The following is a 13,468-nucleotide window of genomic DNA, read 5'->3' as shown; positions in this document are numbered from 1 at the left end:
CCTATGAGAGTTCTGGTTGCTAGCCATACCTATATTGTCGATCTCAACTGCGAAAAGCTCAGGGCATTAGCTGCACTCTCACCCGATGTTGAAGTGACTGTCGTTGTCCCTCGCCGCTGGCGTCCGGGCGGAGTACAAAATCGCATAATTGAACCCCAACCCCAGCACGCTGAACGCTTTCGGATTGTACCCGTCGCTAATTTTAGTGAAAACAATCAGGGACTTTTGTGTTTTGGCCTAGAGGTGGTGACTTTGCTACGGCAGTTTCGTCCCCACATTATTCAGGTTGAACAAGGCTCGAAAGCTTTGGCCTATGCTCAATTGATAACGCTCAACAAGCTACTGGGTTTGAAAGCCAAAAACGTCTTTTTTACCTGGTGGAATTTGCCTTATGAGTTGAAGTTTCCGGTTTCACTGCTAGAGCGCTATACGTTGGGGCAAACAGACGGTGTCATCGTGGGTAATCAAGATGGGGCAGACATTTTACGCCAACGGGGCTACCGGGGGGCAATGCAGGTCATGCCGCAGCTTGGTGTAGACGAGCAGTTGTTCCAACCCCAGCCCCAGCCCGAACTAGCCTCTTCTTTGGGTATTCGTCCAGAAGATTTTGTTATTGGCTTTGTCGGTCGTTTTGTAGCGGAAAAAGGGCTGCTAACGTTGCTACAAGCTGTAATTCAGTTAGGCGATCGCCCCTGGAAGTTATTGTTACTTGGACGCGGGCCACTTCAAGAGACGCTGCTAGACAAAGCAGAACAGGCAGGCGTTCGCGATCGCCTGATTTGGGTAGAGAGTGTACCCCACGATGCCGTACCCCGCTATATCAACCTAATGCAGACGCTGGTACTACCGTCTGAAACAACCTATCAGTTTAAGACGATGACGGCAGTTGGCTGGAAGGAGCAGTTTGGCCATGTCCTAATTGAGGCCATGGCTTGCGGTGTGCCTGTAATTGGCTCAGACTCTGGTGAAATTCCTCATGTAATTGGAACCGCAGGTCTGGTTTTTCCGGAAGCGCAGGCGGAGGCGCTAGCGGCTTGTTTGCAGAAGCTGATAGAGCAGCCCCAATTGAGGGAAGACCTAGCTCGGCAGGGGTATGAACGCGCCATGCGCCAATACACGAACCACGCTTTGGCTCAACAGCAGTTAGCGTTTTATCAATCTTTGGGGCGTTAACCCATGCCCGATCCGGCTCATTCCATTGGCGCAGGCAGCTACCCAACTCACCAGTATCACGTTTGTAAAACCGGGAAGCCAGGTCGCTTAAAGAGCGGGGTTAAAGCCTGAAGGGAGGGGAGAGAGGAAGAAAAAATGAATCAGCCGCTGCGAGTTTTGCAAATTGTGCCATCAATTTCGTTGGTGTATGGAGGCCCTAGCCAAATGGTGCGGGGGTTGTCAGCAGCCTTGACAGGCGTAGGGGCTGAAGTCACCGTGCTCACGACAGACTCCAATGGGGATGTAGATGAGCCGCCTTTGGCGGTGCCGTTGCAGGTTCCTGTCCAAGAAGATGGCTATACGGTTTGGTATTTTCGCTGTTCACCGTTTCGGCGCTATAAGTTTTCGTTAGGGTTGTTGCGGTGGCTAGCTCAGCACGCTCAAACCTACGATATTGCCCATATTCATGCTCTGTTTTCTCCCCTGAGCAGTGCGGCGGCTACAGTAGCCCGTCAGCAAGGGTTACCCTATCTTTTGCGCCCTTTAGGGACGCTTGATCCGGCTGACTTGCGCAAAAAGCGCCACCTCAAACGGATTTATGTTGCCATGCTCGAAAAGGCAAATTTAGCGGGCGCAGCCGCCCTGCACTTTACTAGCGAACAAGAAGCGAAAGTTTCAGAGCGATTCGGTACCACAACTCCTGGTTTAATCTTGCCATTGGGGGTCGCTGCACCAGCAGCCGTTGGGCTGAGTCAGGCTGAGATCCGCGATCGCTACCAAATTCCTGCAGCGACCCCTATTTTGCTCTATATGTCTCGCATTGATCCCAAAAAGGGGTTGGATTTGCTGCTGCCTGCTTTGGAAACGCTGGCTCAAAGTGGGGTTGCTTTTCACTTTATTTTGAGCGGGGCCAATCCTCAAGATCGCCATTACGAGCAGCAAATTCAGCAGCGCATCCAAACGTCTGCGCTCAAATCTCAAACAACCCTGACGGGGTTTGTGACAGGAGAGCTAAAATCCGCTTTGCTGGCAGCAGCGGATTGTTTCGTCCTGCCTTCTTACTACGAAAATTTTGGGATTGCAGTGGCCGAAGCCATGATTGCTGGTAAGCCTGTGGTCATTTCTGACCAGGTACATATTTGGCATGCGATCGCGGAAAGTCAGTCGGGCTGGGTTGTTCCCTGTCAGCAAACAGCCCTAACAGCAGCCCTGCAGCAAGCCCTTGAGGATGACCAACAGCGCCAACAACGCGGACAAAACGCCTACCAATACGCTCAAACGCATTACAGTTGGCCTGCGATCGCCCAGCAAACAATCGCAGCTTATCGACAACTCTTAGCTTCACAGCCGCAGAGATTGAAGTGAGAAGTCATTTGGCGCTTAAGCTAGCTGGCTAGAATAGCAAGGGTGGGAATGGCAAACGCTGTTTAGCCAGTTTGGCTACCAGGTCGGCGTACTATAGTGATTGCCTCTCATCAGACAAAGCGACAGCGATCGCGCTATCCGTCCTTGCGTACTCGGTCAAATTATCTAATAACTTGTTGCCCCTCTCTAAATGCCATTCGCTATATTTCGTCTCATGAAACGTGTCATTACAGGCTTCATCCTTTTGTCAGGACTTTATCTCGTAAGCTGTACTCCTTCAGAAGTGGCTTCAGAAGAAGCCCTCCCACCGACGGAATCTACAGCCACTACTACACCTGCGGCTCAAACGCCAGACACCTCGACCGACCTAGAAGCTGCTAGCAACGATTTTTTAATCGTCCCTGGAGAGCGGGTAGGGCCTATAACGCGCGAAACGACTGCCGATGATTTAGTTGACTTATTTGGCGAAGCTGCCCTGACCAATACGATCTGGCCGGGGCCAGAAGGTGCCTTCAATTTACCCGCTACAGAAGTTAACTTGGGCGCTGACCAGTCTTTTTTGGTGGTTTGGCTAGACGAAGCCCGCACTGAGCTATTTAGCGTCACTGACTTTGGTAGCGACTGGAAAACCCCTGAAGGGCTATCTGTAGGCATGCCGCTATCAGAATTAGAGGCAATCTTAGGGCCGTTTCAGCTCAGCGGATTTGGCTGGGACTATGGGGGATATGCTTTTTTAGAAGGAACTAGACTGGCCGAATATCAGGGCAAGCTCTATGTTCGTTTGTCGCCTTCGGCGGCAGAAGCAGCCGAGGAAGATATGCTAGCCGTGTCTGGAGAAGGTGTATTTTCTTCAGATAACCCCAGCGTCCAAGCGATCGCGCCAACAGTGGTTAGCTTAGATGTTGAGTTTCGTCAACTCGAATAAGCCATTCGCTATCCTAGAGATATCACCTTTCTCAGCAACCTCAAAAAAAGGGGGTGGTAATGCATGCATCGCCCCGTTCTTCAGCTTCAAAGTTTAAAGCGAGACTTACAAGCTGCAACTGCTGATTGCTATCAGCTAAATCCTAGCGTTGGGCTTTGGCGATTTGGCAGCCTTGGTTTGCTGCTGCTCTGCTTTATGAGTTTGGCTTGGCTGAGCCAAAGCTGGGTAGCTTTTGTGGGCTTAACGGCGATCGCAGGTTTGTTTTATGCCTTTCTGCTGATCTGCACCCATGACATGATGCACCATACCCTCACGGGTTGGGATGGGTTTGAAACGGTGATTCCTCGTTTGCTAAGCTGGCCCATGTTGTGGCCTTATGGCCTGTATGCTGAGCTGCACCGCCTCCACCACGGTTGGAATGGGATCAATTTGCAAGATCCGGAAAGGGTACAGTGGACAGACTTAGAATATCAAGCTGCCGCCCCCTGGCAACGCTGGTATGTTCGTCATCAGTGGCCTGTCGATCTTTTGGGTTTAGGGGGCTTGGGGATGATTGTGAAAACGCTTAGCAAAGCATGGCTGCTAAGAGCCGTCAATCCCCGCCTGAAGCGGCAACTGTTGGTTGACAGCGTGGGGATTGGGTGGACGCAAATTGCTTTGTTGAGCCTGGTTTGGCATTACCAGGTTTTGCTTCAATACCTGGTCTTTTGGTTAGTGCTAGAGCGAGTAATCGGCTTTGTCGCCCAAACGCGTGATCATCTTGAGCATTACGGCTTATGGCAGCAGGCAGGTAGCTATCAACTGACTCAGCTTTATGCCTGTCGAAATCTTAAAGCCCCCGCCTGGGTGAGCTGGCTAATGGGTGGATTAAACTACCACGCGGTTCACCACGCTTTTCCAGATATTCCCTTTAACCAGTTGCCCCGCGCCTTTGCGCAAGTACAACAAGTCTTGCAGCAGCATCAGCTACCTCCTATGTCAATGGGAGAGGGTTACTTTCAAGAAACACTGTGGTTTTTGCAGCATCCCGCTCTAATTGACGAGTCAAATAGGGCAACAGCGACGGGGCGTTATCCCAAAAATACACCCGCGATCGCCGCTTTGCCTACGAAGATTGCCTAGCTCGCCTAGAAGACCATCTTCTTTGGCGATGTCGAGCTAGCTGCTTGCGTTTGCGCTTTTCCGGCGGGGTTTCAAAGTAGCGGTGCTTTTTCATATCCTGAAAGATACCGGCTCTGGAAACTTTGCGTTTGAATCGCCGTAACGCTGACTCAATTCCTTCGTTTTCTTCCAGGGTAACTTGGGCCATATCGTCTTCTCCATCTAGACAAAAAAAGCAGACAGCGAGTCTGCCAAAAGCATGCAATAACCTACGCGCTTAAAAACGTTGAGAAAAGCTACGATCTTCGCGAGAATCTCCACGCCGACCGAAGCGACCACCACCTGGGGTGCTGCGCTTTTCTCGAGGCTTGGCCTTGTTGACCTTAAGGTCGCGACCCATCCATTCTGCCCCATCTAAGGCTTCGATAGCAGAATCTTCTTCTGAATCTTCTCCCATCTCAACAAAACCGAAACCACGCGGACGACCTGTTTCGCGATCAGTGGGGAGGGTTATGCGCTTAACAGTGCCATATTCAGCGAAAATGTGCTCTAGATCTTCACTGGTAACATCGTAGGACAGATTGCCAATATAAACTGTCATGGGCTAACCTCCAGCCTGAAAAATGCAGTTTCACTTAGATTCGGAGATTCGCCTGAAAAGTGAAAATCTTAAGAACAAGCTTTGCCACCGAAAATAAATGTATCGTACTCATGCACCTTAGCACAGAAATCCGACTGCTGAACGTCGTTATCTAGCGCTTTTAATCTACCCTTTTAGCGTAGCTAAAAGTCGAAATCTGCCTTTTCTAAAGTCTGCAAATCGGGCAAATCTTGCGGCAAAATCTGCTGATTTTAATTGCTTGGTGGGGCACTCCCAACAATGGCTAGAAGGTGTTGCCAGGGGGACTGCCCTCCTCTAATCCCTTTTTAGCTAAGGCATAGAAGATCGCAGAGAAGCTCACCTATATCTCTGTAGCAGGCTGAGGCTGAAGCTACAAAAGTAGCGGAGGATGGGTTGCTCCGTTGTTTTTGAAAACAACAGCAGTGCTTGAATGCCGTAGCCTAAATAGACGCTAAAGCGCCTTTACAGCCAATGGCCGCTCAATAATCCATCTCAATCTTGAGCAGGTAAATAGGCTAAAAAGCTAACGAGAATTGCCGAGCTGAGCGTCTTCTAAGATACTAAGAAAGGCGATCGCAGCGATCGCTCAACATTTTTTCAGTTTGGCATTGGTGAGTGCTCATGCCCAAATTTTCAACCCAGCGTGACTGGCAGCTAGCGCAAGCTTTGATGCAACCTGCTTTAATCCGGGTGATTGACAATATTCGCAAGCAGCTAGAAGCTTCTAGCTGGCAAGGTTCTTACCAAACAGAGCAAGTTTGGCCAACGGATGCAACCCCGGCTCAAAAACAACAATTTGAAGATTTACAAGGTCAAATCCGTCAGGCTCAGAGCGTAGCTGAGATTGACCAAATCGAGCAACAGCTTGCCCTATTGCCCACGCCTACCCCCTTGTATGAACTGCAACTTAAAGCAGGTAATCAGCTACAAACCGTTGACGTGTGGCAACTGTGCTACCAGGTTTGCTTTCGAGACTACACTCCCCCAGGCGACGAAGATTATCCGGTTGCGGTTGACTCACAGCTACTAAACGAAGAAGCAGGCAGCATTGATTGGGACAAATTAGACGAAAAAGCCAGCCAGATTATTGGCCATATTTTTGAGCAGTTGCCCCCTACAGAAGCCCAAGGCGAAGGCTAAGAGACTGTTGCTTTAAGGCTTAGCTTTTGCCTCTCCCTTTTTTCTGATCAAGCTGTAGCTACAGGCGTTAAGACGCTTCAACTCCTGCAAGCTGCCGACAGCAAGCTTTTCATTTTGTCTGTATCTACATCGGTCAATCGCTTAGGCTATCAAGTTTCTGCTGGATTAAGCTGCATCATTGCCCAAGTGGTATAGGTACCAATAGGACTCCAGATTAAGTAGGGCAACAGTAAAGCAGCCGCGGCCAGCGACAGGGGCAAAACCGCGATCGCCAGCAGCAAGCCAATGACAAAGCCCGTAGCGCCAATCACTAAACCCACCGTTAGCTTTTTGACCCAAAGCATAACGGTTGAGTACGCAACGGTGACAACTTCTAACAGCGCATAGATACCCATTAGAACCCAGGTACGGGTGCTGCCTGGATCCTGCTGCCAAACGATATAAGCTGACCAAGCCCCGCAGACAAAAACAACAGTCCAAATCACCGGAATTGCTTTTTCAAACGTGAGCCAGCTAGGTCGCTGTAGCCGCCGAAACCATTTCACACCCGTTGGCGGAATAGGGCTACTGCCAAGAACAGCGATCGCGATAGTAATGCCACCAATAATCATCCAGGGCTTCAGCATAATCTTTTACATAAAAGTGAGCATATGGCTTGATTGTGCGGCGCTACGCCAAAAGAAACATCTGACCCGTGACAGGTGTAGGCGATCGCCCATTGGCTTAAAGACCAATACTGGCTACCGATCCCCCATCCACTCGATAGTTAGCACCCACTACAAAGCTAGATTGCTGAGAACAGAGAAAAGCAATGACCGCTGCCACCTCTTCTGCCTTGCCCCGTCGCTGTAGTTCCAGGTGAGGCCGCTTCTCTTTTAAGAAAGTTTCAATTGCTTCGTCAAAACTGATCCCTTTTTCTTCAGCTCGCTGCTGCATCATTTTGTCGGTCATGGGCGTAGCGATGTAGGCAGGCGAAACCGAGTTGACCAAAACACCGTCTTTAGCAAAGGCTTTGGAGAGATTTTTTGCCAGATTCAAAACGCCTGCCTTCGCAGCACAGTAGGGCATTTCGTCTGTATAAGGCTGAATAGCATCTTCAGAAGTAATCAATACAACCCGTCCCCAACCCGCTGCTTGCATACAGGGAATAAAGGCTCGACAGACGCGAACGGCAGCCATAAAGTCTACCTCTAAGGTTTCGTGCCAGTCTTGATCGCTTAGCTCTAGAAAGGGTTTAGTCGCTCCGGTGATGCCTGCAGCGTTTAGCAAAATGTGAACAGCGCCAAAGCGATCGAGGATTTGCTGCTTAGCAGACTTAACGGCTTCCAAATCTCTCAGATCTGCCTGAACGGCCAACGCCTCTCCCACCTTTTGGACTTCTGCAACCGTGTCTTGTAGGGGATCGGTCGTTTTATCGATCAGAGCAATTTTGGCTCCTTCAGCCGCTAGCAATTTTGCTGTTGCTCGCCCAATGCCGGAGTCGCCGCCTGTAATCACGGCAACTTTATCCTTAATGCCTAACTCCATAAAATCTCCTTTAGTTTTTAAGTTAAGTCTCTGCTGAACAGACCCTCAACTGAATCTGCTAGCAGGGCTGTTTTTCATCGTAGGTAGATTCGTTCTTTTATTGGTCTACCTTGAAGCAGAGATAGACAGACGCTTTCGAGTTTGTATCGATAGACAGGTAAAATCTAAACGAGAATTTGCTAAAAGTTTGAACTGATGCATTAGCCGAAATGAATGGCAATTTTATCCGCTCCAATTTTAAGTGGGCTGAGTATCTTGGCAATCTTGCTAGGGTGGGCAGGTCTGTATGTGTTATGGCGGACGGCTCTACTGGCAGCGGCTTATAAAGCTAAGATTTTGGCTTCTAGCGTTTTTGTGGCGCGGCGCAAACCGGAAGCGGTTTTAGCCGAAGATTTAGCGGTTGATAACCTGGCTTTACTCAAATACGTACAAACTCAGATTGACTGGCAAGCGCAGACAGTAACGGCCTCTGTGCTAGGGTTAGCGCGGCGCAAGGTCATTTATCGGCCAGGTTTAGGCTGCACGCTGGTAGTAGATATTCCTGAGCCAGTGATTCGGCAACAACCCAATCCCCTAGGCTTTGGTGCAAGCCAGTCCAAAAGCACGTTCGAGTTTCCGATAGCTTCAGGCTTGCCCGCTCACGTCCAGGCAGAGGCGCTAGATTCAGTGATCGCGTCTGCTTTTGAAGAATCGAACCCCAGGCGGCTACAGCGTAGTCGGGCTGTGCTGGTAGTACAAGCGGGTGAAATTATTGCTGAGCGCTATGCACCTGGCTTTACCGCCGAAACCCCCTTCTTGGGCTGGTCGATGGCTAAAAGTGTTGTCAATGCTCTAATTGGCATTTTGGTGCAGCAGGGAAAGTTAGCGCTCGATACGTATAGTCTGGTGGCCGACTGTAACGAAGCGGGCGATCGCTGCGATCAAATTACGCTAGATCAGCTTTTACGGATGAGCAGTGGCTTGCCCTTCTCTGAAATTTACAGCAATCCGCTTTCAAACGTCACCAAGATGTTGTTTAGTCGGGGTGATATGGCCGCATATGCGGCTAATCGCGCTTTAGAAGAAGCACCGGGAGTTCATTGGAGCTATGCTAGCGGCACTACCCTGATTTTGTGCCAGATTATTCGCCAAGTGGTGGGGGGCACAGCGGCTGACTACTTTGCTTTTCCGCATCGGGCTTTGTTTGAGCCTTTGGGCATGACCAGCGCTGTTTTAGAACCAGATGCTGCTGGCACATTTGTCGGTTCTTCTTACTTGTACGCTACCGCCAGAGATTGGGCCAAGTTTGGCCAGCTTTATTTGCAAGATGGCGTTTGGCGCGGAGAGCGGCTTTTACCAGAGGGGTGGGTAGCGTATTCTCGTACCCCGGCTCCGGCTGCTCCCCAGCAGCAGTATGGCGCTCATTTTTGGCTCAAGGTACCCCGTTCCTATGCCTCTAAGCGATCGCCTCGGCCTCAAATGCCTGCCGACGCATTTATGGCTTCTGGCTATCAGGGTCAGCTTTTGACGATTATTCCTTCGTTAGATTTGGTTGTGGCTCGCTTTGGGCTGTCGCAGTTGCGTGGCAGTTGGGATCACGAATGGTTTATTGAACGTTTGGTAAAAGCCCTGTAGCGAAAGGCAGAAGGCAAAAGGCAAAGTTTCTGGCGGCGGCTTTCAGGATTTGAAGCGTCTTAACGCTTGGGGCTAAAGCGATGTCTTTGCTGGTTAGTAAAGTGAGCGGGTTTGTGTAGGGCAAAGGCAGCAGGCAAAAGCGCGAGGCTATGACTCTTCGGCAGTCTACGGCGTAACGGGCTGGGTAATCAGTTGGGCGATCGCTTTGCTATGGGTTTGGATTAAATCGTGTTCCGCCTGGGGCAAAACCGTTAACTGAGCCTGAGGAATACCAGCAGCATAGGTTTGGCAGTGCCACAGCGGTATGGTGCTGTCGAGTTCACCCGCAATGATCTGGGTAGGAGCCGCGATCGCGCCCAGATAGGGTTCAACAGTATCAATCGCATCGGTCGGGGTTAGGCGATCGGTTAAAAACGATCTAGCAACTGGTTGCTTAAGCAATTCTGTGCGGGCGCGATAAATTTGGGCAAAGGTTGCCTCCTGATGGCATAAGCGGGCTAAAGGGGCGATCGCGCTCAAAATCCAATCGATAAGAGGGGTTTGCCAAAGCAGGGGTCTGAGGTAGGTATAGCGACCGACAAAGCTATCATCGCGGATGCCAGCAGGGGCAACCAGGCTTAGACGAGCCGGAGAGATCAACCGGGGATCAGCGGCAGTTGGCGGTAGCCAACGGCTATAGTCAGCCGCCCAAGTGTAGCCACTAGCCGCGATCGCGTAGGCTGCTGCCACCCAGCCACCATAAGAATGACCAACCAGATGAACCGCTTGGAGATCGAGAGCGGCAATAAATTCTTGCAAAAAAGCAACCTGATGCCAAATGGTATATTTCAGCGGCGGTTGTGAAGACCCGCCAAAGCCCAGCAGATCTAAAGCAATACAGGGGTAATCAAGCGGTAGCTGAGACATAATGGGTTGCCAGTTAGCGCTGCTACCCAAAAAACCGTGGAGAAAAATCAGCGGGGTTCCCTGACCCTGTTGCCGATAGGCAGCCTGATACGTCTTAAGCTGAATCGTTTTCAGTGACATGCTACTCCTGCTGCTTGACCGCTAGCGATCGCCCGCGCCAAGTCCAGCCCCACCCCGTTTCGGTTTTAATCACCGAGCCAATCGCGATCGCGGCTACCAGCAACCCACTCAGCCAGCTGAGCCAGAAGTATCGAAGCGGCTGCCCAAAGCGGCGAGCCGATTGTAAGCGATAAAAGTATTGCAAAGCGATCGCGCCCCAGGCCAACGCAACAGCCAACCCTAGCAGCCAGGGCTGAACTGAAAACGCCGCAACATTCCAGGCAATCAGCCAGCTAGTCAAGGCGATCGCCCACCCCAACCAGGGAAACACAAACACCACCCCAATAGCAAAAGCAGAATACAAGGTAGAAAACAGATTACGCCCGGTACCCACGTAGTAGTTTTTCGTCCACCCTTCCCAAAGGCTGGCAAAATCTTGATACATTCGTACCTGCAAGAGCGCTAGCGCCAGCGTGTAGTGCAATTTGTGCCCCTTGCGTTTGACCAGACGAGCCAGGGCGACATCTTCTACAAGATCTTCAGCAACCGTTTCGTGGCCACCCAGAGCTTCATAGGTGGTACGGCGAAAAAGCATAAATGGGCCAGCCGCAAAGGCGCGATCGCGCTGAGCCGGATCATTGACCCCTTCAAAGCTAAAACCAATCGCCAGCACACTCATCATCAATGGCTGTACCAACCATTCAGCCAGACAGCCACAGACAATATTAGGCGCACAACTAAGCAGGTCAATTTGGGCTTGCTCAGCTTTTTGCAGCGTCGTTGCGATCGCTTGCGGCCCTAGACGCACATCCGCATCAATAAAGAGCCAGTAGTCGCCAGTCGCTTGCTTCACGGCGTTAGCACAAGCCCAATTTTTACCTCGCCAAACAGCATCAGCCGGACGAGGCGGTACCTGCACAATCTCAAGGCGCGGATCGCAAGCGGCTAAGGTTTGGGCGATCGCAAGCGTCTGATCGGTCGATTCATCGTCAGCCACAATCACCTGAAGCTGAGTCGTTTCTGGCAACTGGCTGGCCAGCACCGCTTCTACGCAGCTTTGAATATTGGCAGCTTCGTTGTACGCCGGAATAATCACACTCACGCGGGGTAGCTGTAGCGGCATCACCGCGATCGCCGTTAGGTGAGGTGCCTGATTTAGAGACTCATTTTGTCGCCCAAAAAAAATTACCATGCCGTAAATGGATACCAGCAGCAAGGCAATCGCGATCAACAATCCAGTCTCAATCGGGGTCAACATATAAACAATCGACGGCGATCGCCGCTCCGCCACTCCAACAGCCTCAAACCCTTAAAAAGCAAACCGTTTGGCAAACAAATCGTAAAGCGAAAGCAGCACCTCGATCACAATCAAAATCACCACGTACCACTCTAAGCGCAGTCCTGTGTTTTGATGCTGTAGTTCTAGAGCAGTTTCGGCTGTTCGCGAAACCAGATCCAATTTACGTTCTAAAGCCAAATGACGCTCACGAATTTCGTATTCATCCTCTAAGCGCAGATAAAGGCGATCGAGATCTGGAAACTCCCAAAGCAATTCAGGCTTATCAATAATTTCAACCCGCCCTACCATCTTGTGCTGAATTAGCAGCGTACTGCCAATCTGTCGCAGAAGTTCGTTGGCTTGTTTGCGGTTGTTGCTGAGTTGCTGCAAACTGGCGGCAAAAGGTTCGATGCGATCGAAAACAGCCGCAGCCCCCATTTCATAGTGCGCCAAAACCACACTCTTGGCCAAAATATCAGACACAATCTGCAAGCTGGGAATATCAAACTCAGCCAGCCAGAGGGTGTCATTTTCCACCTTACCGGCCTTAGCTCCATCCAGATGAATCGTAATTTCTTCCGTCTCCGGTTCAGCAAAAGGTGCCGTTACCAGCGCCTCCAAAGCAGCTAAAAAGTTAACCTCTTCTAAAGGAGAGAGTCCGATCACAATTACCGCACCATAATCAAATAACACTGCACAACCCTGATCGCCCGCTTTCACCATCAATGGAGTTGTCGCCAGCGAGTTGGTCGTGCTAAATGGCTCTAGATCGAGACTCTGGCCTAAAAACAAAGCCCGAGCTTGAAGCGTATCCGTTTCGGAAAAGAGAGAAAGCTGCATGCAGAATTAGTCGCGCTGTCGGAGAAAATAAGCAATGCCCTACTAAGCTAATGTAAATGAATTCAGCACGCCCCATTAGGTAACGCGGATGAAAAGAGTTCTATTTATTCTAGGAGTGTTGGATGATGACGATATTGACTGGCTAATTTCAACTGGTAAGCGGCAAGAAATCCCCCAAAACACCGTTTTGATCCATGAAGGTAAACCCATTGATGCTATCTACTTCTTGCTCGATGGCACGCTGACTGTACAAGTTGCGGCCCTCAAAGATCAAATTATTGCCCATCTTTCCAGCGGGGAAGTGGTGGGCGAAATGTCATTTGTCGATACTCGCTTACCGTCAGCGACCGTAAAAGCCATTACCCCTAGCCTGGTGCTGGCTATTCCTAAAGATCGCTTGATTGAAAAGCTTGAGCAGGATGTTTGGTTTGCCGCCAGATTTTATCGCGCCTTAGCCATTTTGCTGTCTACTCGGCTCAGAGGAACCGTACAAAAAATTCACGACGCTGCCCACTGGCGTCCCCTCGATCTTTCGGATGAAACATTTAACCTTGACATGGCAGCCAATATGTCGCTGGCGGCTATTCGCTTTGATTGGCTGCTGCGGCGCTTGCGAGACGGTGCCATTGAAACTTAAATAGCCAAAACTGCCAGGGAACTGGTCGGAGTGCTCCCATCTCTCCAAGCAATTAGATGAATTGACCTAGTCAAACAGCCAACTTTAGGGATTGCATTTACGGACTGGCGCAAGCGAGAATTTAGAATTGCGTAGTATCTACATGAAGTGGTTTACACTTATGCAGGCTAATCTAGTAACTGCGCTTCTCTGACTGAATCAAGGGTTAGGTAATGGCTTCAGAATCTCAGTTCAGCAGCATTTTGATTGTTGAAGATAGTA

Annotated in this window: 14 protein-coding genes; 7 read left to right on the top strand and 7 right to left on the bottom strand. The window is 50.4% G+C overall.

What is annotated here, in order from left to right:
* Positions 1-3: 3 nt before the first annotated feature.
* From hpsO to ACTS3T_RS01060, 4 genes are all read left to right on the top strand, one after another.
* On the top strand, positions 4-1,173 hold the full coding sequence (hpsO, locus tag ACTS3T_RS01075; RefSeq protein ID WP_377965290.1) for a hormogonium polysaccharide biosynthesis glycosyltransferase HpsO: 1,170 nt from the start codon (positions 4-6) through the stop codon (positions 1,171-1,173).
* 147 nt (positions 1,174-1,320) lie between these two features.
* Positions 1,321-2,517, top strand: a complete 1,197-nt coding sequence (gene hpsP / locus ACTS3T_RS01070; protein WP_377965377.1) for a hormogonium polysaccharide biosynthesis glycosyltransferase HpsP — start codon at positions 1,321-1,323, stop codon at positions 2,515-2,517.
* Between the two features lie 214 nt (positions 2,518-2,731).
* On the top strand, positions 2,732-3,442 hold the full coding sequence (locus tag ACTS3T_RS01065) for a hypothetical protein (protein WP_377965292.1): 711 nt from the start codon (positions 2,732-2,734) through the stop codon (positions 3,440-3,442).
* A gap of 63 nt (positions 3,443-3,505) precedes the next feature.
* Positions 3,506-4,564, top strand: coding sequence for a fatty acid desaturase family protein (locus tag ACTS3T_RS01060; protein WP_377965294.1), 1,059 nt, complete (start codon positions 3,506-3,508; stop codon positions 4,562-4,564).
* Here ACTS3T_RS01060 and rpsU read toward each other — a convergent pair.
* Positions 4,548-4,751 (bottom strand): 30S ribosomal protein S21, encoded by a 204-nt coding sequence (rpsU, locus tag ACTS3T_RS01055; RefSeq protein WP_346292381.1) that lies wholly within the window; start codon positions 4,749-4,751, stop codon positions 4,548-4,550. The genes ACTS3T_RS01060 and rpsU overlap by 17 nt on opposite strands.
* Before the next feature lie 69 nt (positions 4,752-4,820).
* Positions 4,821-5,144, bottom strand: coding sequence for an RNA recognition motif domain-containing protein (locus ACTS3T_RS01050; protein WP_377965296.1), 324 nt, complete (start codon positions 5,142-5,144; stop codon positions 4,821-4,823).
* A 642-nt stretch (positions 5,145-5,786) separates the two neighbouring features.
* On the opposite strand from ACTS3T_RS01050, the gene ACTS3T_RS01045 reads away from it, so the two are divergent.
* The gene (locus tag ACTS3T_RS01045) at positions 5,787-6,305 is read left to right on the top strand and encodes a hypothetical protein (RefSeq protein ID WP_377965298.1); all 519 of its coding nucleotides are present in this window, start codon (positions 5,787-5,789) and stop codon (positions 6,303-6,305) included.
* A 149-nt stretch (positions 6,306-6,454) separates the two neighbouring features.
* Here ACTS3T_RS01045 and ACTS3T_RS01040 read toward each other — a convergent pair whose 3' ends face one another.
* Together ACTS3T_RS01040 and ACTS3T_RS01035 are read right to left on the bottom strand one after the other, a co-directional pair.
* Positions 6,455-6,931, bottom strand: a complete 477-nt coding sequence (locus ACTS3T_RS01040; RefSeq protein ID WP_377965300.1) for a TspO/MBR family protein — start codon at positions 6,929-6,931, stop codon at positions 6,455-6,457.
* 97 nt (positions 6,932-7,028) lie between these two features.
* The gene (locus ACTS3T_RS01035) at positions 7,029-7,832 is read right to left on the bottom strand and encodes an SDR family NAD(P)-dependent oxidoreductase (protein WP_377965302.1); all 804 of its coding nucleotides are present in this window, start codon (positions 7,830-7,832) and stop codon (positions 7,029-7,031) included.
* Between the two features lie 213 nt (positions 7,833-8,045).
* Between ACTS3T_RS01035 and ACTS3T_RS01030 the strand changes: the two genes are divergently transcribed.
* Positions 8,046-9,446 carry a serine hydrolase domain-containing protein gene (locus ACTS3T_RS01030; RefSeq protein ID WP_377965304.1) on the top strand — a complete coding sequence of 467 codons (1,401 nt, stop codon included), beginning with the start codon at positions 8,046-8,048 and terminating at the stop codon, positions 9,444-9,446.
* A gap of 165 nt (positions 9,447-9,611) precedes the next feature.
* Here ACTS3T_RS01030 and ACTS3T_RS01025 read toward each other — a convergent pair whose 3' ends face one another.
* From ACTS3T_RS01025 to ACTS3T_RS01015, 3 genes are read right to left on the bottom strand one after another with little or no spacing between them, the layout of a single operon-like run.
* Positions 9,612-10,472 (bottom strand): alpha/beta fold hydrolase, encoded by an 861-nt coding sequence (locus tag ACTS3T_RS01025; RefSeq protein ID WP_377965306.1) that lies wholly within the window; start codon positions 10,470-10,472, stop codon positions 9,612-9,614.
* 1 nt (position 10,473) lies between these two features.
* A complete protein-coding gene (locus ACTS3T_RS01020; RefSeq protein WP_462934624.1) occupies positions 10,474-11,709 on the bottom strand; it encodes a glycosyltransferase family 2 protein in 1,236 nt (411 codons plus the stop codon).
* 51 nt (positions 11,710-11,760) lie between these two features.
* Positions 11,761-12,570: an RMD1 family protein gene (locus tag ACTS3T_RS01015; RefSeq protein WP_377965310.1), complete on the bottom strand. Its 810-nt coding sequence runs from the start codon at positions 12,568-12,570 to the stop codon at positions 11,761-11,763.
* 88 nt (positions 12,571-12,658) lie between these two features.
* Between ACTS3T_RS01015 and ACTS3T_RS01010 the strand changes: the two genes are divergently transcribed.
* On the top strand, positions 12,659-13,207 hold the full coding sequence (locus ACTS3T_RS01010; RefSeq protein WP_377965312.1) for a cyclic nucleotide-binding domain-containing protein: 549 nt from the start codon (positions 12,659-12,661) through the stop codon (positions 13,205-13,207).
* The last annotated feature ends 261 nt before the right edge of the window (positions 13,208-13,468 follow it).

It is taken from the genome of Almyronema sp. (assembly GCF_052168255.1).
GTDB lineage: Bacteria > Cyanobacteriota > Cyanobacteriia > Phormidesmidales > Phormidesmidaceae > Sphaerothrix > Sphaerothrix epifaneia.
Note: the sequence above shows the minus strand (reverse complement) of the source record. Positions and strands in the feature narration are given on the sequence as shown.